Origin of the sequence: Dyadobacter sp. OTU695 (genome assembly GCF_038440355.1) — a bacterium.
Taxonomy (GTDB): Bacteria; Bacteroidota; Bacteroidia; order Cytophagales; family Spirosomataceae; genus Dyadobacter.
The window spans coordinates 135,117-156,714 of sequence record NZ_JASATN010000008.1 but is presented as its reverse complement, the minus strand read 5'-3'; the positions used below and the strand labels follow the sequence as shown (position 1 = coordinate 156,714).

Below are 21,598 nucleotides of genomic sequence, written 5' to 3'. Positions count from 1 at the left end.
GACCGGGTCACGTACGCAATAGCTATTGCAGCACGCGTTTAAGTTCCTTCCAGGCCCTCGTATTTTCGACCGGGTCGGTGAAACCTTCAAGTAAGGCGATCCCGTCGGAATTCAAAAAGTCCTTTACGATACTTTCCGAACCTTCTTTACCGGAAACACGGAAATATGCAATTCCGGAATCCTCGCACGTACGCTGGGCTGAGAATGAATGCCTAGTCTCAAAAAAAGTCTCGAGCTCCGGCAAATTTCCCGGGCCATCAATCATCCGGAATATATTTCCTCCCGCATTGTTCAGCACGACGATTTTCAGGTTCTGCGGCAGGTTGTTGATCAGCAGGCCATTCCGGTCATAAAGAAAAGCAACGTCCCCTACGATCAGCAGGGTCGGTTGACCGGACACTTTCGCCGCGCCTATTGCGGTACTCACACAACCGTCGATCCCGCTCGTTCCCCTGTTTGCGAACACCCCTTGCCATTCGTTTTCCGTTGCGAGTATATTGGCATACCGCACCGACATACTGTTGGCAATATGTAACTGGTACCTATTATCTGTATATTTAATTATGATATCTAACAAAGATAGGTCATTTAACAGTGATAGATTTTTCAGTGATTCATGCTTCTTTTGCCGTGCATTTCGTTCACTTCTAAGCCATAGGTCATGAAATGAAGTATCCTGACTGAGATCTGAATTCTCAACAAAAGACTGATAATCAAGCCTCTCGAATAGTTTCTCCAACAACGAGGCGGCAATTCCAGGGATATCCCGTGTCACAGACTGAAACGGATCGGCCAAAAACGCATCTTCACCAATATGCCAATGCCATTTCGGTGGGTTTTTGCGAATAAATTGTTTGAACTCCTTCGAAATAAAAGACATCCCGAAGGTGATCAGCAAGTCGGGACGGAGATCGCCGGCATCTTTCGCGCCTAAAAACAGGTCGTGATGACGTATAAATTCGTCGCCCGATAAGTTGGCAATACAGTCGCCCAGCACGGGGATCTGCCATTCATCGGTAATGCGCCGCAATATGGCGTTTAAAGCGGCGTCCGGCTTTTGCTGACCGCCTGCGATCAATATCTTAGGAGCATTCTCCCATTCATCCAGCAGTTCTTCCCACATGGATTGTGGCCACACTGTCTCCTTTTCCGATCTTTTAATAATCCTGACCTCATCAGACGCCTTGAAATCCTCTTCCAAACCCGGGTAGAATGGTTCACGGATGGGCACGTTAATATGTACAGGGCCATTTGGGGCTATTGATGCCAGATTAATCGCCTCGTTAGCGATCCGGTTAATCGCCCATTGCACGTCCGGATGCTGGTAATCAGGTGAAACTTCGAACGAGCGCTTTACATGCGGGTCGAAAATGCCTGTTTGATAGATCGTTTGCCCGTCGTACTGATGCTGCCACTCCTTAGGCCGGTCGGCCGTGAGTATGAGTAGTGGAACCTGCTGAAAAAATGCCTCAGAAACGGCCGGAGCGAAGTTGTATGCCGCACTGCCCGAAGTGCAGATCAAAACCACGGGAGAATCAATTTGCTGGGCCATTCCGAGGGCAATGAAGCCTGCCGAGCGTTCATCTATACATACGTGCGCCTGAAAGCCGCCGTGGCGCACAAACGCAAGCGTTAATGCCGCGCTGCGGGAGCCCGGAGAAATCACCACATGCCGAATGCCCTGCTGGTAGCAGATCTCGGCCATGTCGATCAAAGGTTGTAAAATAGCCATGGAAAACTTCCTTGTCTGAAAATGAAAATAGCCTCCCGAAAGAGGCTATTAAAGTAATTAGAAGGTTTGCATTTCAAGATGCATTAACCCAAATAGGTTTTCAAAGCTTTGCTTCTGGAAACGTGACGCAATCTGCGGATGGCTTTTTCCTTGATCTGGCGCACGCGTTCACGGGTAAGGTTGAACTTCTCCCCGATCTCCTCCAAAGTCATCGCATGCTCGCCATTCAGGCCGAAATACAGGGCAATTACGTCCGCTTCACGTTGTGTGAGCGTGCATAGTGCGCGTTGTACCTCTTTGCGGAGCGATTCATTCACCAATCCTGAATCCGGCTTGTCTTCCAGATCGTTTTCAAGTACGTCCAAAAGGCTGTTTTCTTCGCCTTGTACGAATGGAGCGTCCATGGATACGTGGCGACCGGAGATCTTCATGGTATCAACTACCTCTGAAGAAGAGATTTCCAGTACTTCCGCCAATTCTTCGGGTGACGGCTCACGTTCGAAGCGCTGTTCCAATTCCGAGAAGGTCTTTGAAATTTTATTCAGAGAACCTACACGGTTAAGGGGTAAACGCACGATACGTGACTGCTCTGCCAATGCTTGCAGGATCGATTGACGGATCCACCAAACGGCGTATGAAATAAATTTAAAACCCCTTGTTTCATCAAAACGCTGTGCTGCCTTGATCAGACCGAGGTTACCCTCGTTGATCAGGTCACCCAACGATAAGCCTTGATTTTGATATTGCTTTGCAACCGACACCACGAAGCGCAGGTTCGCTTTGGTCAGACGCTCCAAAGCAAGCTGGTCTCCATCCCTGATTTTCTGAGCTAACGTCACCTCCTCATCCGGCGTTAGCAAATCCACCTTACCGATCTCCTGCAAATATTTATCTAATGACTGACTTTCACGGTTGGTAATTTGCTTACTGATCTTTAGCTGTCTCATCTATGTCTTTATTAAGTATGTTATATAACGACGTTTTTACCGTTCCTGCCTAGAAGAACACTGAATTAATCTTTTTTGTTCTCAGGCTTTGGTAACAATACTTTGCGTGAAAGGCGGTATTTTCCTGTTTTCTTATCGATTTCGACCAGCTTGACCTGCACCTCTTCCCCTACTTCCAGAACACCGTCCATTTTTTCGAGGCGCTCCCATTTGATCTCGGAAATGTGCAACAAACCATCCTTGCCTGGAAGGAACTCAACGAACGCTCCGAATGGCATGATCGATTTCACTTTACCGGAATAGATTTCGCCGATTTCAGGTACCAGAATGATGCCCTTAACCCGTGCAACCGCCTTATCCATGGAAGTCTTATCAGCCGAGAATATACTTACGAAGCCCGCACCGTCTTTCTCTTCGATAGAGATCGTTGCGCCCGACTCTTTCTGGATATCCTGAACTACTTTTCCGCCTGGCCCGATCACAGCACCGATCATCTCGCGATCGATTTTGATCACGATAGCACGTGGTGTATGTGGTTTGAGGTCAGGACGGCTTTCGGTGATGGTTTTATTCATTTCACCAAGGATATGCAGACGGCCCGCTTTCGCTTGCATCAATGCCTCGGTCAATACTTCAAATGAAAGGCCGTTCACCTTCATATCCATCTGGCAGGCAGTAATACCTTCTGCCGTTCCGGTTACTTTGAAGTCCATATCCCCCAGGTGATCCTCATCGCCCAGGATATCGGAAAGAACCGCGTATTTACCGGTTGCTTCGTCCGAGATAAGACCCATTGCAATACCCGATACCGGAGCTTTAATTTTCAGACCTGAGTCCATCAACGCCAGTGATCCTGCACAAACGGTCGCCATAGACGACGATCCATTCGATTCGAGGATATCGGACACGATACGGATGGTATACGGGTTATCCTCAACCGGCGGCAACACTTTCTTAAGTGCACGCAATGCGAGGTTACCGTGGCCCACCTCACGACGGCCCGGACCGCGGTTAGGCTTCACTTCACCTGTTGAGAAACCGGGGAAGTTATAGTGCAAAAGGAATTTGCTGTATCCGTATTTCAATGGGGTATCAATGATCTGCTCGTCCTGCTTGGTACCAAGCGTTACGGTGGTCAGAGATTGTGTTTCCCCGCGCGTGAAGAGCGCAGATCCATGTGCGTTAGGAAGGAAATCAACTTCCGAAGCGATCTGCCTCACTTCGTCCAGGCGACGGCCGTCAAGGCGCTTCCGCTCGTCAAGAACCAGGCGGCGGGATGCTTCCCAAACCAGGTCATTGAAATAACGTTTTGCCAGCGCTTCGTTGAATTCTTCTTCTTCGGTAATAGTCGTTTTAAATTCTTCCCAAACAGCTTTGAAACCATCTTTTCTTACTGTTTTGTTGGTAGAACCCAACTGCGTTACCGCATATATTTTGCCATAGGCAAACTCGCGCAGACGTGCTTCCAGTGCCTCGTCAGACGGATCGCCTACGTATTCTCTTTTTTCTGTTTTGCCAACAGCCGCTTCGAACTCTTTCAACGCAGCACATTGGTCCTTAATTACTGCGTGTGCGATTTTCAGCGCCTCGATTACCTCTTCTTCCGATACTTCGCTCATTTCACCCTCCACCATCGCGATATCGTTATACGTCGCGCCTACCATCAGATCAAGCGTAGCGTTTTGTAATTCCGTAGTTCCTGGATTGATTACATATTTGCCGTCGATCTTGGCAACGCGAACTTCTGAAACCGGTCCGCCGAAAGGAATATCCGATGCAGCCAATGCAGCCGATGCAGCCAGTGCAGCCAGTGCATCCGGTAATGCTTCCGCATCAGCAGAGATCAAAAGAATGTTTACTTGTACTTCTGCGTGGTAGTCGTCCGGGAAAAGAGGGCGCAATACGCGGTCCACCAAACGGCTTGTTAATACTTCATGGTCAGACAACTTGCCTTCGCGACGTTGGAAGCTTCCCGGGATACGTCCCGCAGATGCGAATTTTTCCTGATAGTCAACCGACAATGGCAGGAAGTCGAGACCTTCCTTAATATCCTTGTTAGCAACAACCGTAGCCAGCAACATGGTGTTACCCATCCTAACTACCACCGATCCGTCGGCTTGCTTCGCTAATTTTCCTGTTTCAATTGTGATTTCCCTGCCGTCCGGTAAGGTTATAGTCTTGGTAACTATATTAAAGAGCATAGAATATTGTTTTTTGTAGCTGTGAGACGCCGTCCTGACGCCCCGATAAGTTCTTGTTTTTTCCGCAAAAAATCAGGGAACTTTCACATATGTCAAGTTCCCTGATTTCAAATTACTTACGTATGTTCAATTCGGCGATGATCGCACGGTAGCGATTGATGTCTTTTTTGTAAAGATAATCCAACAATCTTCTGCGCTTTCCTACCATTTTGAGGAGGCCCAGACGTGTATCATTATCTTTCTTGTGCGTTTTAAGGTGCTCGTTCAGATAATTGATACGGTACGTAAATAAAGCAATTTGTGATTCAGCAGAGCCCGTGTCGGCGCCCTCCTTTTTAAAACCTTTCGATTCGAAGATCTCGGTCTTCTTTTCCGCGGTTAAATACATGATTGTAACAACAGATTAAATGATATGTAGCATTACGGCACCTTGCCGCAAATAAAGTTGCAAAAGTAGGCTTTTTAAACCGGTTTTTAAAATAATTTAAATTAATTATGAGTGATAAGCTCCCTTTTCCCAAATCTACTTGCCCATTTCGACTTAATTCTTTTGTAGAACATCTGGTAAACGTCCTTATCGAACAGCCGTGAATCGCTTCGCGCACGATCGATGAAATACAGACCGGTGACAAAAAGAATGGTATTCGCCATCCAGGCACCTATTGGAACTGCTACCAACCCCTCCTTCACCCATTTATCCCCCTGGTTCGTCAATACATACAACAGGATAAAGAAAAGGATCGAAACAAGCACGGGCACCCCGAAGCCGCCTTTCTTGATAATGGCCCCTAACGGCGCACCGATCAGGAACATGATCAGGCAGGAAAGCGCCTGGGTAAATTTGTGGTGCCGCTCCAGCTCATACTTACTTGCGTCCTTCAATTTCATCTGCAGATAGTCTTGCTGCGACTTGATATAGCTCAGCATACTGTTCGAAGCCGCCTTGGTATTCATCAGAATATCCTTTTTCAAGCTATCGGACACCGGTTTGGCCAGCACCGAATCGATCCATTTGCCGCTTTTGAGGGTTTTATCGGTGCCTTCCCGGTAATTATAGGAATAGTATTGCTGGCTACCCGAAACGAGGTTTTTCTTGGTCTCCTGGTAAGCAGTACGCAACGAATCCGCCGTCGCCGTCAGATCGTTGATGTTTTTCATGAACTCATGGTATTTGAACTGCCCCTCATCAGTGCGCTTCATACCGAACGACGCGAGGCTCTCCGTAAGGCGGTAGTGCCTGAACGACTGTCGGTTAAAATTGGTATAAGGGGTCTGTGAACCGGCAGGGGTAGAAATATAGACCGGCCGGGAGCTTGCCGAACCCTGCTCGTCCGTGTAGCGAGTACCGTTGTATAGCTCGATCACCAGGTAACGGTTCTCATTAATGGAAAACATCCTGCCCGAATCTGCCAGGATTATTTCGGTATTCCCTAACTCATACGAACGGCTGTTGTGTTTGTAAATCACCATGCCGGTCATTTTGCCGTTTTCCAGCTTTTTGTCGACTTTGATACTATATCCCGGCAAATCATTGTAAAAAATACCTTCTTTGATCTTTAAAGTGGCCTTGGTCGTTTTAATATCATACAGCAGGCTATATCCTTTCAGGTTAGCCCAGGGAGAAACGCGGTCGTTAAAATAAAAGGAGAAAATACTGATTCCGACGGCCACGACAAACATCGGCGCCATCGCACGAACAACAGAAATACCTGCACTTTTAATGGCCGTAAGCTCAAAGAATTCGCCAAGGTTACCGAAGGCCATCAGGGAGGAAAGCAGCATTGCGAGCGGCAATGCAGTGGGCACGGTAATGAGGCTGAAAAAGAAGAATAGTTGTGCATAGTCCATGACATTCAGGTCCTTCGACACGAAGTCATCTATGTAAAAGATCATGATCCGCATCAGAAAAACGAACACCACGACCGACATTGTAATCACAAAAGGTCCCCAAAAGGACGTTAAAATAAGCTTGTCCAGCTTTTTCATCAACTACCTACTATTTCTCTTAAATTATCAATAAATCCCTCCCACAACGAATGCAGCTCGTCTTTGTCACGATTCGACGAGTAATCAATCACACGTAAAAAGGTTGTCTGGGTTAACTCGCTAACTTCTAATTTTAGTTCCAGATGGTTATTATCAAGGTTGTCGTCACTCGTGTCCTCAAAGTCGAAACGCACCGCCTTATTGATCCGCAAACCGGTCTGTCGAGCAATATGGCTGTCGCCGTCCCATTGAAAATCGAAACGGTGATCCGGCAGCACAGTTACCTTCTCGGCGAACCACTGTTGCAGTCCCGAGGGCGTGGAAATATATGGAAAGAGAACTTTTGGTGAGGAACGCAATTCAAATTCGGTAACAAATTTATATTTTTCCATATGTGCTGAAATTAAAGGAGCGGGCCTCGTTAGCCTTGCCTTATGTGCTGATTTAAAAGTTGTAATATAATATAAATCGACAATAAAAGCGTGTAAATTTAAATTTGTTGTTTTAAAAATATGCGAAATTTGCGCTAAAAATGGGCAAATGGGTTGCATCGTAATATTCTTTAACATACTTTTGCACCACAATTACGACGGCGGGGTAGCTCAGATGGTTAGAGCGTAGGATTCATAACCCTAAGGTCGGCAGTTCGATCCTGCTCCCCGCTACATTGTTGAAGACATCCCTCCCGGATGTCTTTTTTATTTCCGCACATTTTGCGCATTCTTCGAGAATTAAATTCAGCGCGTTTGGGTTTACAGTAATTGGTAACACCACCGAATCACCTCACAACTGTATGAAATTATTAATCCAATACCTGAGCAGGTACAAGGCGCTTATATTCCTGGCCCTGGTTATGGCCGCTATCAACCAGATTTTCTCCCTGCTCAACCCCTACATCCTTGGTAACTTCCTAATCGACCCGTACGCTAACAAGGCTGCGGAATTCCGCGCGAAAGGCCTCGATAACGAATTCATGAAGGGTATCCTGATGGGCTTGCTGATGATCATCGGCGTGGCAATGGTTTCGCGCATTGCGAAAGCTTTCCAGGATTACCTGGTGAATGTCGTAATCCAGAAATTCGGCGCTGCCCTCTATACCGACGGCCTGCGGCACGCATTGCGGCTCCCATTCCAGGATTTCGAAGACCAACGCTCGGGCGAGACGCTTTCAGTGCTTTTGAAAGTCCGTGCAGATTGTGAAAAGTTCATTCTGAACTTCGTTAACGTGCTGTTTTTCACCTCAGTCGGTATCGTTTTCGTGGTCGTCGTGGCATTCAGGCTCAGCCCCTGGTTGCCGCTGATTTACCTCGTGGGAGCGGTGATACTGGCAATTCTGACAAGTGTCCTAAGCAGAAAAATCAAAATCATCCAGAAGAATATTGTGAAGGAAACGACTGCGCTGGCAGGTTCTACGACGGAGTCGCTCCGCAATATCGAACTGGTGAAAAGCCTTGGATTGACGCAGCAGGAAATTGGCCGCCTGAACACCACCACTTATAAAATCCTCAAACTGGAACTGAAAAAGGTCAAAAGCATCCGTTCGGTAAGTTTCATTCAGGGAACGTTCGTCAATTTTCTACAACAATGCGTGATGTTCGCATTGCTCTTTTTCGTGTTCCGCGACAAGATTACCGTGGGGCAAATGATGATGATGCAATTCTATTCCTTCTTCATATTCGGGCCGTTGCAGGAATTGGGCAATGTGATCCTGTCCTATCGCGAAGCCGAAGCGTCCCTGAATAACTTACAGACGCTGCTTGCCCGCCCTGTGGAACACAAACCTGCTAATCCGGAGACCATTACCGACGTCAGGGAGTTACAGTTCGATCATGTGAAATTTCAGCATCAAACCGCCAAACGCCCGGCTCTGGAAGATATTTCGTTCGCGGTGAAGCGTGGGGAGACCATAGCATTCGTAGGCCCTTCGGGTTCAGGCAAGACGACGCTCGTAAAGCTGCTCGTCGGTCTTTATCAGCCAATCGAAGGCGCGGTATTTTATAACGGCGTGAGTGGAAAGGAAATCGATTTTGACGAAATCAGGCATAAAATTGGATTTGTAACGCAGGATACGCAGCTTTTTTCAGGTACGATCAAGGAAAACCTGCTGTTTGTAAATCCAGAGGCGACCGACGAAATGATCAACAGCGTGTTGATGAAAGCCGCCTGCTATAACCTGCTGGCTCGCGCCGAGAATGGTATCGACACGGTGATCGGCGAAGGTGGATTGAAATTATCAGGCGGCGAACGCCAGCGTCTCTCGATCGCCCGCGCGCTCCTGCGTAACCCGCACCTGATCATTTTCGACGAAGCCACTTCCGCACTCGATTCGCTCACCGAGGAAGAAATTTCGAATACGATTCGCGACATCACCGACCAGCGCCAGCACATTACCGTCATGATCGCGCACCGGCTATCCACTATCATGTACGCCGACCGCATTTATGTGCTCGAAAAGGGCCGGATCGTCGAAACCGGCAATCACCAGGCGTTGCTCGATGAAAAAGGCCTCTACTACGCGATGTGGCGCCAGCAAATTGGTGAACGTAAAGACGAACTGGTGCAAATCTCCTGATTTGCACCAGCTATTCGCAGGCCTCCGGCCGGTTTTTACCGCAATTCTCAGTACTGACCGGCCGGAGGCCTGCGAATAGCAAGTCACGAAGGCTGACCTTCCCGCCATTGAGCATAACTACGCAAGAATCGGGTTTCGATCCGCGTTTTGAGCGGGTAATTTTGGTTTTAACAAATCAAAATACCCAAATGATCAATATTGAAGACCTTGACTGGACCTCCATCCAAGAAAATCTCCACAAGCGCGGCTATACGCAGCTTAACCAGGTCCTGAATACAAAAGAATGCGACGATCTGATCGCAGAATATGGCAATCCAAAGCATTACCGCAAAACCATCGTAATGGAACGGTACCGTTTCGGATTAGGCGAGTATAAATACTTCTCTTATCCATTGCCACCAATTATCCAGCGGCTGCGTGAGCGCATTTATCCCAAGCTGGCCCCGGTAGCCAATCAATGGATGCAGGTTTTAACAAAGGAACAGCCCTACCCTTCTCAGTTTGAAGATTTTCAGGCTATTTGCCAAAATCAGGGGCAAACAAACCCTACCGTACTTATCCTCAAATATGGTAAGGGGGGCCACAACACACTGCATCAGGACCTTTACGGAGCGCTGTTCTTCCCGATTCAAATGGTGCTGTTTCTCAGCGAGCCTGGCGAAGACTACACCGGAGGCGAGTTCGTGGTAACCGAGCAGATACCCCGTGCGCAATCGAAGGCCATTGTTTTAAGGCCCAAAAAGGGCGATGCATTACTTTTCACCACCAATTTCAGGCCCGTGAAAGGTACTAAGGGCTATTACCGGGTCAATATGAAACACGGCGTCAGCGAAGTGCATGACGGGGAGCGATATACCCTAGGCATCATATTCCACGACGCGATAAGCTGAAATGCAACATATTATCACACGCAGAAGCAATATTACCTATGCTGAAACACAGCGAACTAGGACCTGAGGGGTTCCCGGCAAGCCGCAGGTTGAAAGAAATGATCGACAGCAGGCAGATAACACTGGCCGGCAACCGGAACCTGAAAATCTATGGGCTGTTATCCTGCGGTTCGGGGAAGCGAATGAAGCGCACCAACCGGGTATTTTTCGCAGACGAGCACGATGCGCTTATACACGGGTACCGCCCGTGCGGGCATTGCATGCGCGAGCAATATCTGAAATGGAAATCAGGCTAATGGCTTTACAGCTAGGCTTCTCCACAAATAGAAGGTCACGTAAGTTTCCCAACCCGCATAATCGCGAAAAAAGGCTTCGATTTTATCCTTTTCGCTGCGCTCGGCGATGATGCCATGCCCTGCGAGCGCATTAAGCAAACCGACGTCGCCATGCGGGATACCTTCCGGCGCGCGAAATGACTTCATAAGCACATAATTGGCCGTCCAAACGCCGACTCCCTTATGTGCTGTCAATGCCTTCTGCCTCGCTTCAAAGTCCGGCAATGCCTCAATTTTCTCTCTGCTTAGTGTACCTTCCACAAATGCACGGGCGACACCTATAACGTATTCCGCCTTTTTTTCCGAAAACTGCATAGCCCGCAGCTCACCGATCTCTGCCGCCGCAAGGACCTCCGGTTCAGGGAAAATATGGAAAACGCGATTATCCCATTCAATATGTCGCCCGAAGCGCTCTACCATCCGCCGTTTCATCTTATAGGCAAATGTGAGGTTAATCTGCTGGCCGATCACCGACCAGCAAAGCGCCTCGAACATGTCCGGGATGCCCATCAGCCGCAAGCCGGCGAAGTCTTCCACCATATATGCGAGCCGACTATCGCGTTTCAATTGCGTATAAAACGGCGCAAGATCGCGGTCTATATCGAACCATTCATTGATATAGGCTGTGAGAAAGTCGCGACATTCAGGACTAGCAGCGCCTTCCAGCAAGTCTATCCTCAGGGAACCGCCTTGCTCGCTTACCCGAAAAAGCACATCGCCAAAAGGTGTTGCAATCGCTTTCAAAACCGAATTTTCGCCCACTACATGCAGGCAATCATCGTAATTACGGTTCAAAAACCAAAGACATTCCTGGAAGCTGAAAAACGGCGGCGTGGCAAGTAGAATAGTTTGTTGATGCATCGGAAATTAATTTTGAATGACTGAATGAGTGAATGACTGAATAGACAGTATTTAGTAGTTCAATCATTCAATCATCGCACCGGCGCCCCGGTCACTCATTCAATTAATGTACGATCTTGAAAACCAGTTCCCTCAGCAGCTCGCCCTCGGGGATACTCGTACCGTCGAGCCCTTTCAACCGCCCGTCACATTCGCGCAGGTAATGGACAATGTTTACGACTTTTGCCATGGGATAATTACGGGCAGCCAGCAGATAGTCCTTCACAAAATACGGGTTAACGCCCAGCTCCACGGCCAATCCCTTTTCCGATTTGTCGCGTGCCGCGTGGGTAAGGAGCAGTTTCGAGAAAAACCCGAACAGGATGATCAGCACCGGAGCCAGTGGATTGTCTTTGGAATTGGAAGCAAAAAAAGCAGCTATCTGATTCGCTTTCAGCACATCACGGTGCATTAATGCCTTTTGAAATTCAAAAACATTATACTCTTTGCTGATTCCCACAAACTTTTCGACCGCGCCCGCATCAATACCTTCGTCCACTCGCAGGTTCACCATAATCTTGCGGATTTCGTTCGACAGCCGTTTCAGGTCGTTACCAATATTGTCGACCAGCATTTGCACCGCTTTCGGGCTTATTTTCACGCCTTCGTGCTGGCAAAACGAAGCTACCCAGTCAGGCAGCTTGTTGTCGTACATCTTTTTGGATTGCACCACCACCCCATTTGCATTACAAGCTTTCAGGTAAGACTTCCGCTCGTCTGCATTGGCATGGTAACAAAACACCAGCACCGTGCTCGGCACGGGGTTCAATGCATAATCTTCCAGTCGCTGCTGTTGTTCTTTCTGCTCGATGCCATTCAACCGGTGTGCTTCTTTTACCAATACCAGCTGCCGCTCAGCCATGAAAGGGAACCTGCGCGCATAGCTCAGCACACCGGCTACGTCGGTATCTTTCCCGTAGAGCACAAACTGGTTAAAACCCCGCTCCGATTCCGGAACGACTTTGTTTTCAAGCTCTTCCGCAATGGAATCGATGTAATAGGGTTCGTCGCCGTGCAGGAAATACAGCGGCCGGAACTTCTTGCTTTTGAGCTCTTTAAGGATAATATCGGGTGTTTGTGCCATGAGTTCGCAAATTGGGACCTGAGTACGGCCCGGACATCAAATTTACCGCTCCGCAACGATTTATGCCGCGTTTTCGACGATAAATTGCCCCGCCTGCCGGCGCAATTCCGGAAAAAAGGAAAGGAATTTGGTATAATAAAACTCCTCGTTGGCCTGCAAGTCGCTGACTGCATCCGAGATAGGCGCCAAAAACTCCGCCCTGCGCGACAGGCGGTGAAACGTCGTATTGATCCCTTCGAGCGTCTCATAGGTGTTGAGCCAGTCCTGCCGGATCATCGCCCTTACCATCGGTACCATCGTCTCGGGCACCAGGTGCGCATTTCTGTCGATCACCGAATACATGCGGTGCGCGTACACAAAAAGCGGCTCGTGGTGGTAATGCTCGAAATTTTTGGCGAGGAAATAATCGAAATAGATGTCCATGACGATCCCTGCCAGCTTTCCCTGCGTGACCGCCGCCACATCTTTGGCTTCGAGCACTTCGGGGTGCTTATCGGTAAACGAATCGATAAAACGGTGCAGTTTCAGCCCGAGCACATAATCGGGGTTCCAGTTGGCAGTCTTTTCGTCGCTCAAACGCCCTTTAATGAAGTCACCGACATAATTGCCCATCATCACCCCCTCGTTCTCGCCAGACAGCAAAATATGCGCTAAAAAGTTCATCCAAATGACATTTTGACAAAATTGCCGTACGTTTGTTCCGGTAGTCTTTCCGGGAACAATTCTTTTACAACAACCATTATTTTAATCAAACTAGCAAATGAAAATCGAAAAAAATAACGTCGTAGCGTTAACATATAGCCTCAGCATTCCGGACTCGGAAGGCGAAACCGATGTGGTGGAAGTAGTTTCCGAAAATGACCCGATGTACTTCATCCATGGCATCAGCGGACTACCGGAAGGCTTCGAAAGCCAGATAGAAGGTCTCTCGGCCGGCGACAGTTTTGATTTTACCGTCGCTCCTGAGGAAGGCTACGGAGAATATGATGAAGAAGCAGTAGTAGACCTTCCCAAATCGGTTTTCCAGAATAGCGAGGTGGATCAGGAAGAACTGCTTCAGGTAGGCAACATTATCCCGATGACCAACGAAGAAGGCGAAAGACTACACGGTCAGATCGTCGAAATCCATGACGACGTCGTGATCATGAATTTCAATCACCCGCTCGCAGGCAAGCAAATGCATTTTTCAGGCAAAGTACTAAGCGTACGCGCAGCCACACGCGAGGAGCTCGATCACGGGCATGTGCACGGGACGGGAGGAGTGCATCATCATTAATTTTGACCGGGTCGCCGGGCGATGATCGAATGATTGAATGATTGAATATCTTGCGTTGTCGCCTATTCAATCATTCAATCATTCAATCATTGGCTTATACTGCTCCACCTCCACGCCGAAACGCCTCAGAAACTCCACGCCCTCTTCGATAGCGATGCCCTTATATGCGGCGTAGGAATGCAGGAAAATTACTTTTTTGATCTTCATCGTATAGATCACCCTCGCGCAGGCAATGCAGGGCGCCAGCGTGACGAAAAGCGTTGATCCTTCGATATTCGAACCATTTTTTACGGCGAACAGAATTGCATTTTGCTCGGCGTGCAATGCCAGTGAACAGCTTCCTTTCGCATCGCGCGGACAACCTACTCCCGGAAATTCTTCGTCACAGTTGTGCGTGCCCGCAGGGGGGCCATTATAGCCGATTGAAATAATCCGCGTGTCCTTCGTTAGCACCGCACCCACCTGTGCTTTAATACAATGCGAACGCTTGGCAAGATTTTTTGCCAGGTCCATATAAATGTCATCAAATTCCGGCCGCAAATTCGTTGTAGGTATTGTCATTCTCAGTTCAATCCAAAATTCAGGGTACAAACTTAGGGAAATGACGGCTGGATTCAACACAGTTTGAAAAGTATGACCAAAAGCATTTCGCTTGTTTTCTTCCTGACAACGTTCCTTAACCCGCTTTTCGCGCAGCAGGATCGGTCGGTTGTTACACTTACCAGAGATCCCGCAGGCCTTTTCAAGTCCTACAAATTCTTCATTCAAAACGTCGAAGACCAACGCTCGCAGCCGGGAGCGGCGCTGGGCAAGGTAATCGCCCTGGGGAAGGAAATACCAGCCGTACTCCCGGGAAAAGCCGAAAGTGAGCTGTTTGGTTATTGGTCTTATCTCGCCCCAAAGAAAGAGCAGGGCCATTTGCCGCTTTACATCACGATTAAGGAACTGTCTGTCAGCGAAAAACGTATCGGGCCGAATAAGGTTACAGGTGAAGTCAGGCTCAGCGTACGGTTTCGATGGTACCGCGACATGCAGCCGGTGGAGCTTACTGGCTATCAAACGGCTGCTAACTATACCCGCCCGGAAACTACGTTCACCCATGAAAAGTTAATCAAACAGCTTGTGGATCAGGCGCTGAGCCACTTTCAAAAGTGGATGACGTCCAATGCAGGCAAAACACCAGCGCTGGCCCGCAATCTGATGCTGACATTCAAGGAAATTAACAACACCGCTTCGGAGGACACAGTCTTCTACTCGCCGAAACGGCCACTGATCTGGGACGATTTTAAAGGCAGGAGCGCGAAGCCGGGCAGCAGGTATGCCGCGGCCGTATTTACCAGCTTCGGGTACGAGGGCCGCTCCTATTCGAAAGACGACGATCTGGTGATCGAAATCGGTTTAAAAACATTTATGGTGAAAAGCATGTCGTGGGGCCGGCCGGAGTCGCGTAATGCAGGCACCCTGCGCCATGAGCAGATCCATTTCGACATTACGAGGCTGGTAGTCGAGAAGTTCAAGGAACGGCTCAGAAAGGCTGAATTAACATTCGAAGACTACGATAGTGAAATTCAATATCAGTTTCTCGAAGCCTTCCGTGAAATGAACCGCGACCAGGAACAATACGACGGGGAAACCGGCCATGGCCTGAATCCAGGCGCCCAGGCGGCCTGGGACAAAAAGATCGCACAACAGATCGAAGCGCTCTATTCAGTGCAGTGACTTCTTTTACCAGAACCAAAATGAATTACCGCACACCGCCTACGGAGCGGTAATGCGAATAATATCTTGAATTTCGGCGCTTATCGCGTAGTTTTTTACATTAAAATCAAATGCGCGCGAATCCGCTGCAAATGCTTTATTGCTCACAACGTAGAGTACTTCGCCCGATTTAAAGCCTACTACCCGATGTTTAGGAATGCGAAAGCAAACCGGACCGGCATTTAAATACGCATTCAAGCTTCCTGTTATTGAAATAGTTGCGAATAAAACTGCCGTTACCATAGTCAATTTCAGACAATTCACCGAGCGGAGATATAATGTGTACCAAATGAGGAAAATCATGCAATACAGCAAGATCACTTCCAGTACATTCAAATGCAGGTTTTCCAATAAATGGCCTGGAAGCGAACGCGGGATCGACGCCGACCAATCCGTGAGCCGTGCCGAAAATGTCACAATCTGTGCGACCGCCGAGACCAGCCACGGAATCCCCGAGAGACTCATCAGCAGCAGTGCCAATGCGGCAGGCAGCAGGATATTGGTAAATACGACCACGAGCGGATTTACCAGCCAGAAATAAGTGGGGAATTGATGAAAGTAGAAAAGGCTCAACGGAAATGTAGCGATCTGGGCTGCAAGGGCGAGCGCACTCACCTGCCACACAAATCTCAGCAAACGGTTCGAGGGCTTTAAAGCCTCGAAAATCGGCTCGTAAAGCAGGAAAATTCCCGCCATAGCAAGGTACGACAGCTGAAAACCGACATCGTATAGCGCACAGGGATCGAGCAGGAGGATGATAAGCGCAGAAAATGCCAGCGTGTTCATCGGGTAATGCTTTCTTCCAGCCACGTCTGCCGCTACCAACACCAGGCACATTAATGCTGCACGTTGCACCGAAGGCGGTAAACCGGTAACCAATGCGTAAAAGCCCAGCAATGCAGTTATCAGGAAAAAGTAAACCCATTTTCCAACCTGCCAACGCTTCAACCAACCGAAAGCCGCACTGATAACCAGAAAGATAATCGCTACGTGCATACCGGAAACGGACAGAATATGCACGGCACCTGAAATCACATAATCGCCTACCTGCTGGTCGCGCAAGTCGTCACGACGGCCCAGCAACATCGCCTTCACGAGCCCAAATGCCGCGCTATCACCGGCTGTCGATCCGTCGATATGCTTATCGAAACGATCCTCCGCCCATTGGGAAACGGTTTCAGGCCAATAGGCTGGAGTCGTCTCCGATTTGGTGGAAATTAACCGATAGGAATGCTCATTTACAAAGGCGGTGAAGAGAATGCCCTTGTTGCGCAAGTAGCGTCGATAATCAAATTGCTCTGGGTTTTGCGGCGGAGCGGGCTGTTCCAAACGGCCGCTGATAACAAGCCGGTCACCCGGTTTGGTAATGGCAGAAAGGCTATCCGGCAGGTAAATCAACGCCCGCACAGCATGGCTAACCCATTGGTTTCCGGCAAGAAATTGTTTGGTAAGAACCTCAAAACGAATGGAGTTATTCCGTTTTTCGGGAATCGTCGTCACCTCCGCGGTGTACGACCGGTATTCCAATGCTTGAAGCGACGCAAGCTGATCGTCCTTTTTTGCTTCAACCCACCATTTAACACCGGCCCCGAGCAGAAATAGCCAAACCGCACATGTGATCGCAAATCCTGTTTGACGGCTGAACCGGTATAGCAAAACACATCCCAAAGTCACTAAAACCAAGGCAGCCGCCAAAAAAGCAACCGGCGTATCGCCGATCGTACGCAATGCGTCGCCCGCCAATATGCCGGTTGCAAGAAATAATACTACGCTTACAAAAGGAGCGCGTGGTAGCATGTGTGTTTATCGTACGACAAAACGTTTTGTGATCGTCTTATTAGCGGTCGTCACTTTGTAATAGTACAAACCGCTCGGAAAATTTTTAACGTTGAGATAGCTACGATTGACGGTATCCTCCGTCACCTTTTGTCCTTTCTGATTAAAAACAGATACAGTATAATTTTCGAAGTCGGGCGTAAAGACATTGGCTGTCAAAGTCTCACGAACCGGATTGGGATAGATTTCGACTAAAAGATCGGTCGTGGAAAACTTAGAATACTCCACCATTTTCGCACGCCTCGGGCTCAGTGCCAGTACGGCATGCATACGTTCCTTCTGATCGTTCGTAAAAATACTCATGCAAACGTCGGGTGAGTAATCCATGTAGTTTTCAATCATATTGCGCGTCACCACGGTCCCGCGACATTGCGAATACACCGGCGAGCACGAGACGTCGGTCGTTTCGTTCTTGGTGTTGGCCGTCGGCGTGTCGTCGCAATAATCAGTGCCGCAGGTGGTGTCGCCCCATATGTGTATCAGTCCGAGCCAATGACCCACCTCATGTGTTGTGGTGCGGCCAAGATTATAGATCCGGCTCGTAATTGCATCGGAGTTTCGGCCGAAATAGCGGAAGTCGATGATTACGCCGTCGGTCAATGCATCAGTTTCCCCATTTTCCGAGGTGGCAAGACCCGCGGTGCGATCGTTGAGCTCGGTTACCACGGGAAATTGCGAAGTCCCGAGATACCGGTCGTTCAGCCGCGTTACCCAGATATTCAGGTAACGGTTAGTAAACCAGGCAGGCGAAATGGCTGCCAGCTCGTCGGCATCGGTAATCGGGCTGAACTGCGAAGTCGTGTTATAGGTTCGGACCACTGAAACGAGCTTGAAGCGGATACCCGTATCGACGCCCAGTGAGTCGGTATAGAACCCCTTGTAGCCGGAGGTATTGCCGTAATCCTCATTCAGCACATCGATCTGGCTCTGAATCTGCGTATCGGAAATGTTACCGTTGCCTGCGCCGCCGATCACCTGATCGGCCCGGTTATGGACCACATGCACCACCACCGGGATCGTAATGACCTCGCTTGCGCTCGTACGCGCAGCCGCGCTGCTACGCACGTAGTCCTGGATGGCCTGCTCCGATCGCATTCGAAGATTTCGGAGGGATGGATTTTTCAAAAGCCGCACAGAGTCGCGTTCTGTGCTGGCACAGCGTGTCACGAGTGAATCCTGCGCCCTTCCGAGCACAGAAACCAGCAATAGGCCGGCCAGCAGCAGGCTACTTCTCCGATTTTTCATAGGCAGCAAGAATGTCCTTCACCAAACGGTGCCTTACAACGTCCGAACCATCCAGTTCCACGAAACTGATACCCTTAATGCCCTTCAAAACCGTCAGCGAGTCGATCAGACCTGATTTCAGGTTTTTGGGAAGGTCGATCTGCGATTTATCGCCGGTAATGATCGCTTTGGAGCTCGGGCCCATCCGGGTCAGGAACATCTTCATTTGCATCGGCGTCGTATTTTGCGCCTCGTCGAGCAGGATGAATGCGTTGTTCAGCGTTCGCCCCCGCATATATGCAAGCGGCGCTATTTCAATTACCCGGCTTTCCAGGTACAATTTCAGTTTTTCCGGCGCGATCATATCGTCCAGCGCATCGTAAATAGGGCGCAGGTAAGGATCGATCTTTTCTTTAAGGTCACCCGGCAGAAAGCCCAGGTTCTCGCCTGCCTCTACGGCGGGACGTGTGATGATGATTTTCCGTACTTCCTTGTTTTTCAATGCCCTCACGGCAATGGCCACGGCCGTGTAGGTCTTTCCCGTACCGGCCGGACCGATCGCGAACACGAGGTCGTATTTGCCGGCCTGCTCCACGAGGAGCTTTTGGTTCGTTGTTTTGGCTTTCACAACAAGGCCCTTATTTCCATAGAGGATCACGTCATCGTCGTCCTCCCCTGTGGCCACAGGCATTTTTGTGATGCCGTTCAGGTAACCCTTGACGTTGTCGTTCGTTATTTTGCCATACTTCTGATAATGAGCCAGAAGCGAGTCGATTACATCAGTGATTCGGATAATTTCGGGGGCAGTCCCCTGGATGCGGATCTCGTTTCCGCGTGAAATAATTTTACTTTCGGGGAAAGCTGCGGCGACTTCCTTGATATTCGAGTTGTGGATCCCGAGAAAATCGACCATGGATACGTCTTCGAGTGTGATGATTTTTTCCAGCAAATGAATCAGTGTTTAATGTTTGTCTATTCGTTGTAAAATTTAGTAATAATAACCAACATTTGTAAAACATAATCGTCGAAAAAACATTTAATTTGCCAAATCCCAAATCAAAAAATAAGTCTTTCCCGACCAAGTCTTTCATTATCAGACAGGCACAAAAAAGTAGTGTGGCAGAAAAAAAATTATTGCGTTAAACTCCCTGCCGCCGCTTTCCTCGAAGGCCTTCAATGATTAACTTTGTCTTAACATGGAAAACGAAAAGGCACCAAACAACTACCCCAGGAGCGGCTCCAAAACCGGCAACGGTACCAAGCGGGCATTCGCTCCGAGAACGCCATCCAACGATCAGAATTTCAGCAAATTACCCCCACAGGCCATCGACCTGGAAGAGGCGGTTTTGGGCGCCCTGATGATCGAAAAGGATGCCCTCACGGCGGTGGCGGATATCCTCCGTCCGGATAGTTTTTACAAGGAGTCGCACATCCGCATTTACAGCGCGATCGTAACCCTGTTCGCCGACTCGGAACCGATCGACATGCTCACCGTCACCGCCAAGCTGCGCAGCACGGGAGAACTTGAACTGGTCGGCGGGGCATCGTACATTATGGAGCTGACCAGCAAGGTCAACTCCGCTGCCAACATCGAATACCACGCCCGCATTATCTCGCAGGCCTACATCAAACGGGAGCTGATCAAAGTATCCTCGGAGATCCAGCGGGAAGCTTATGAAGATACAACCGATGTATTCCGGCTTCTCGACAAAACGGAACAGTCGCTTTTCGCCATTTCCGAATCCAATATCAAGAAAAACTACGCCGACATGGGCGCACTCATGCGCCAGGCGCTGGCCGAACTCGACCAGAAAAAGAATAACAAGGACGGTCTTACCGGCGTGCCATCCGGTTTCAGCGCGCTCGACAGGCTGACTTCCGGCTGGCAGAAAACGGAATTGATGATCCTCGCGGCCCGTCCCGGTATGGGGAAAACGGCGTTTGTCGTTTCCTCCCTGCGAAATGCGGCGGTAGATTTCAATATTCCGGTGGCCATATTCTCTCTGGAGATGTCCTCGGTACAGCTGGTTAATCGTTTGATTTCCGCCGAGGCTGAGATTGATAGTGAGAAAATCCGTAAAGGAAGCCTGGCACCGCATGAATGGGAGCAGCTGCACCACCGCATTCACCGGCTCACCAATGCCCCGATCTACATCGACGACACCCCTGCCCTTTCGGTGCTCGAACTGCGTGCCAAATGCCGCCGTCTGAAAGCGCAGCACGATATTCAGATGATCGTAATCGACTACTTGCAGCTGATGACCGGAGACACAGGCGGTAAAAGCCCAGGTAACCGTGAACAGGAAATTGCGATGATCTCGCGGTCGTTGAAGAACCTTGCGAAGGAACTTGACGTGCCGGTAATCGCCCTTTCTCAGCTGAGCCGTGCCGTGGAAACGCGTGGCGGTGAAAAACGTCCGCAGCTCTCCGATTTGAGGGAATCCGGGTCAATTGAGCAGGATGCCGATATGGTAATATTCCTGTATCGACCTGAATACTACGGCATTACGGAAGACGAGGCAGGTAATTCGGTGGCCGGTGTGGGTGAAGTAATTCTGGCTAAAAACCGTGCAGGTTCGCTGGATACCATTCAACTTCGTTTTATTGGTAAATACACCAAATTCGCCGATCTCGATTCCGGCTTTACCCCGGCCCCATTCTCGATCGACCGCCCGATCCAGACTTCCAACCCGATTTCTTCGTTCGAAAGTCAGGCCAAACCAACGGCACCACCAATGGGCGGAACGCTCCGCAGCCGCGCCAACGACCTAAGCAATTTCGACTACAAAGGCCCCGATTCCGAACCGCCGTTTTAAGTTGGAGCTATGAGCCGTATGCTGTAAGCTGTAAGCAATAG

Annotated in this window: 19 protein-coding genes and 1 tRNA gene; 7 read left to right on the top strand and 13 right to left on the bottom strand. The window is 49.2% G+C overall.

Features of this window, described 5'->3' with window-relative positions:
* Positions 1–22: 22 nt before the first annotated feature.
* The 6 genes from menD to AAHB90_RS16680 all read right to left on the bottom strand — a co-directional run bounded on the left by menD (position 23) and on the right by AAHB90_RS16680 (position 7,258).
* Entirely contained in the window at positions 23–1,732 is a 1,710-nt protein-coding gene (gene menD, locus AAHB90_RS16705; RefSeq protein WP_342086348.1) for a 2-succinyl-5-enolpyruvyl-6-hydroxy-3-cyclohexene-1-carboxylic-acid synthase, read from the bottom strand.
* An 83-nt stretch (positions 1,733–1,815) separates the two neighbouring features.
* Positions 1,816–2,679: a sigma-70 family RNA polymerase sigma factor gene (locus AAHB90_RS16700; RefSeq protein ID WP_015810559.1), complete on the bottom strand. Its 864-nt coding sequence runs from the start codon at positions 2,677–2,679 to the stop codon at positions 1,816–1,818.
* Positions 2,680–2,744: 65 nt separating this feature from the next.
* On the bottom strand, positions 2,745–4,880 hold the full coding sequence (gene pnp / locus AAHB90_RS16695) for a polyribonucleotide nucleotidyltransferase (protein WP_342086347.1): 2,136 nt from the start codon (positions 4,878–4,880) through the stop codon (positions 2,745–2,747).
* Between the two features lie 112 nt (positions 4,881–4,992).
* On the bottom strand, positions 4,993–5,268 hold the full coding sequence (gene rpsO, locus AAHB90_RS16690; RefSeq protein ID WP_342086346.1) for a 30S ribosomal protein S15: 276 nt from the start codon (positions 5,266–5,268) through the stop codon (positions 4,993–4,995).
* Positions 5,269–5,369: 101 nt separating this feature from the next.
* Entirely contained in the window at positions 5,370–6,866 is a 1,497-nt protein-coding gene (locus AAHB90_RS16685; RefSeq protein WP_342086345.1) for an LptF/LptG family permease, read from the bottom strand.
* On the bottom strand, positions 6,866–7,258 hold the full coding sequence (locus tag AAHB90_RS16680; RefSeq protein ID WP_188929886.1) for an START-like domain-containing protein: 393 nt from the start codon (positions 7,256–7,258) through the stop codon (positions 6,866–6,868). The genes AAHB90_RS16685 and AAHB90_RS16680 overlap by 1 nt, the downstream gene beginning before the upstream one ends.
* A 199-nt stretch (positions 7,259–7,457) precedes the next feature.
* On the opposite strand from AAHB90_RS16680, the gene AAHB90_RS16675 reads away from it, so the two are divergent.
* The 4 genes from AAHB90_RS16675 (at position 7,458) to AAHB90_RS16660 (ending at position 10,624) form a co-directional block, all read left to right on the top strand.
* Positions 7,458–7,531 (top strand) — tRNA-Met (locus AAHB90_RS16675).
* Between the two features lie 128 nt (positions 7,532–7,659).
* Complete coding sequence (locus tag AAHB90_RS16670; protein ID WP_342086344.1) at positions 7,660–9,438, top strand: ABC transporter ATP-binding protein; 1,779 nt, start codon at positions 7,660–7,662, stop codon at positions 9,436–9,438.
* Between the two features lie 188 nt (positions 9,439–9,626).
* The gene (locus AAHB90_RS16665) at positions 9,627–10,328 is read left to right on the top strand and encodes a 2OG-Fe(II) oxygenase (protein ID WP_342086343.1); all 702 of its coding nucleotides are present in this window, start codon (positions 9,627–9,629) and stop codon (positions 10,326–10,328) included.
* 38 nt (positions 10,329–10,366) lie between these two features.
* Complete coding sequence (locus AAHB90_RS16660) at positions 10,367–10,624, top strand: Ada metal-binding domain-containing protein (protein WP_342086342.1); 258 nt, start codon at positions 10,367–10,369, stop codon at positions 10,622–10,624.
* Here the strand turns inward: AAHB90_RS16660 and AAHB90_RS16655 are convergent.
* The 3 genes from AAHB90_RS16655 to AAHB90_RS16645 all read right to left on the bottom strand — a co-directional run bounded on the left by AAHB90_RS16655 (position 10,616) and on the right by AAHB90_RS16645 (position 13,310).
* The gene (locus AAHB90_RS16655; RefSeq protein ID WP_342086341.1) at positions 10,616–11,524 is read right to left on the bottom strand and encodes a DNA-3-methyladenine glycosylase family protein; all 909 of its coding nucleotides are present in this window, start codon (positions 11,522–11,524) and stop codon (positions 10,616–10,618) included. The genes AAHB90_RS16660 and AAHB90_RS16655 overlap by 9 nt on opposite strands.
* Before the next feature lie 103 nt (positions 11,525–11,627).
* Positions 11,628–12,647: a DNA polymerase III subunit delta gene (gene holA / locus AAHB90_RS16650; protein WP_342086340.1), complete on the bottom strand. Its 1,020-nt coding sequence runs from the start codon at positions 12,645–12,647 to the stop codon at positions 11,628–11,630.
* Positions 12,648–12,707: 60 nt separating this feature from the next.
* On the bottom strand, positions 12,708–13,310 hold the full coding sequence (locus tag AAHB90_RS16645) for an acyl carrier protein phosphodiesterase (protein WP_342086339.1): 603 nt from the start codon (positions 13,308–13,310) through the stop codon (positions 12,708–12,710).
* A 97-nt stretch (positions 13,311–13,407) separates the two neighbouring features.
* Here AAHB90_RS16645 and AAHB90_RS16640 point away from each other — a divergent pair, with 97 nt between their 5' ends.
* On the top strand, positions 13,408–13,923 hold the full coding sequence (locus tag AAHB90_RS16640; RefSeq protein ID WP_342086338.1) for an FKBP-type peptidyl-prolyl cis-trans isomerase: 516 nt from the start codon (positions 13,408–13,410) through the stop codon (positions 13,921–13,923).
* A gap of 78 nt (positions 13,924–14,001) precedes the next feature.
* Here the strand turns inward: AAHB90_RS16640 and AAHB90_RS16635 are convergent, their stop codons facing one another.
* Positions 14,002–14,484, bottom strand: a complete 483-nt coding sequence (locus AAHB90_RS16635; RefSeq protein ID WP_342086337.1) for a deoxycytidylate deaminase — start codon at positions 14,482–14,484, stop codon at positions 14,002–14,004.
* Between the two features lie 72 nt (positions 14,485–14,556).
* Between AAHB90_RS16635 and AAHB90_RS16630 the strand changes: the two genes are divergently transcribed.
* Positions 14,557–15,642 carry a DUF922 domain-containing protein gene (locus AAHB90_RS16630; protein ID WP_342086336.1) on the top strand — a complete coding sequence of 362 codons (1,086 nt, stop codon included), beginning with the start codon at positions 14,557–14,559 and terminating at the stop codon, positions 15,640–15,642.
* A 39-nt stretch (positions 15,643–15,681) separates the two neighbouring features.
* Here AAHB90_RS16630 and AAHB90_RS16625 read toward each other — a convergent pair whose 3' ends face one another.
* From AAHB90_RS16625 to AAHB90_RS16615, 3 genes are read right to left on the bottom strand one after another with little or no spacing between them, the layout of a single operon-like run.
* Positions 15,682–17,478, bottom strand: coding sequence for a ComEC/Rec2 family competence protein (locus AAHB90_RS16625; RefSeq protein WP_342086335.1), 1,797 nt, complete (start codon positions 17,476–17,478; stop codon positions 15,682–15,684).
* A gap of 6 nt (positions 17,479–17,484) precedes the next feature.
* Complete coding sequence (locus AAHB90_RS16620) at positions 17,485–18,762, bottom strand: T9SS type A sorting domain-containing protein (protein ID WP_342086334.1); 1,278 nt, start codon at positions 18,760–18,762, stop codon at positions 17,485–17,487.
* A complete protein-coding gene (locus tag AAHB90_RS16615; protein WP_342086333.1) occupies positions 18,743–19,690 on the bottom strand; it encodes a PhoH family protein in 948 nt (315 codons plus the stop codon). The genes AAHB90_RS16620 and AAHB90_RS16615 overlap by 20 nt, the downstream gene beginning before the upstream one ends.
* Before the next feature lie 247 nt (positions 19,691–19,937).
* Here AAHB90_RS16615 and dnaB point away from each other — a divergent pair, with 247 nt between their 5' ends.
* Positions 19,938–21,557, top strand: coding sequence for a replicative DNA helicase (dnaB, locus tag AAHB90_RS16610; protein ID WP_342086332.1), 1,620 nt, complete (start codon positions 19,938–19,940; stop codon positions 21,555–21,557).
* The last annotated feature ends 41 nt before the right edge of the window (positions 21,558–21,598 follow it).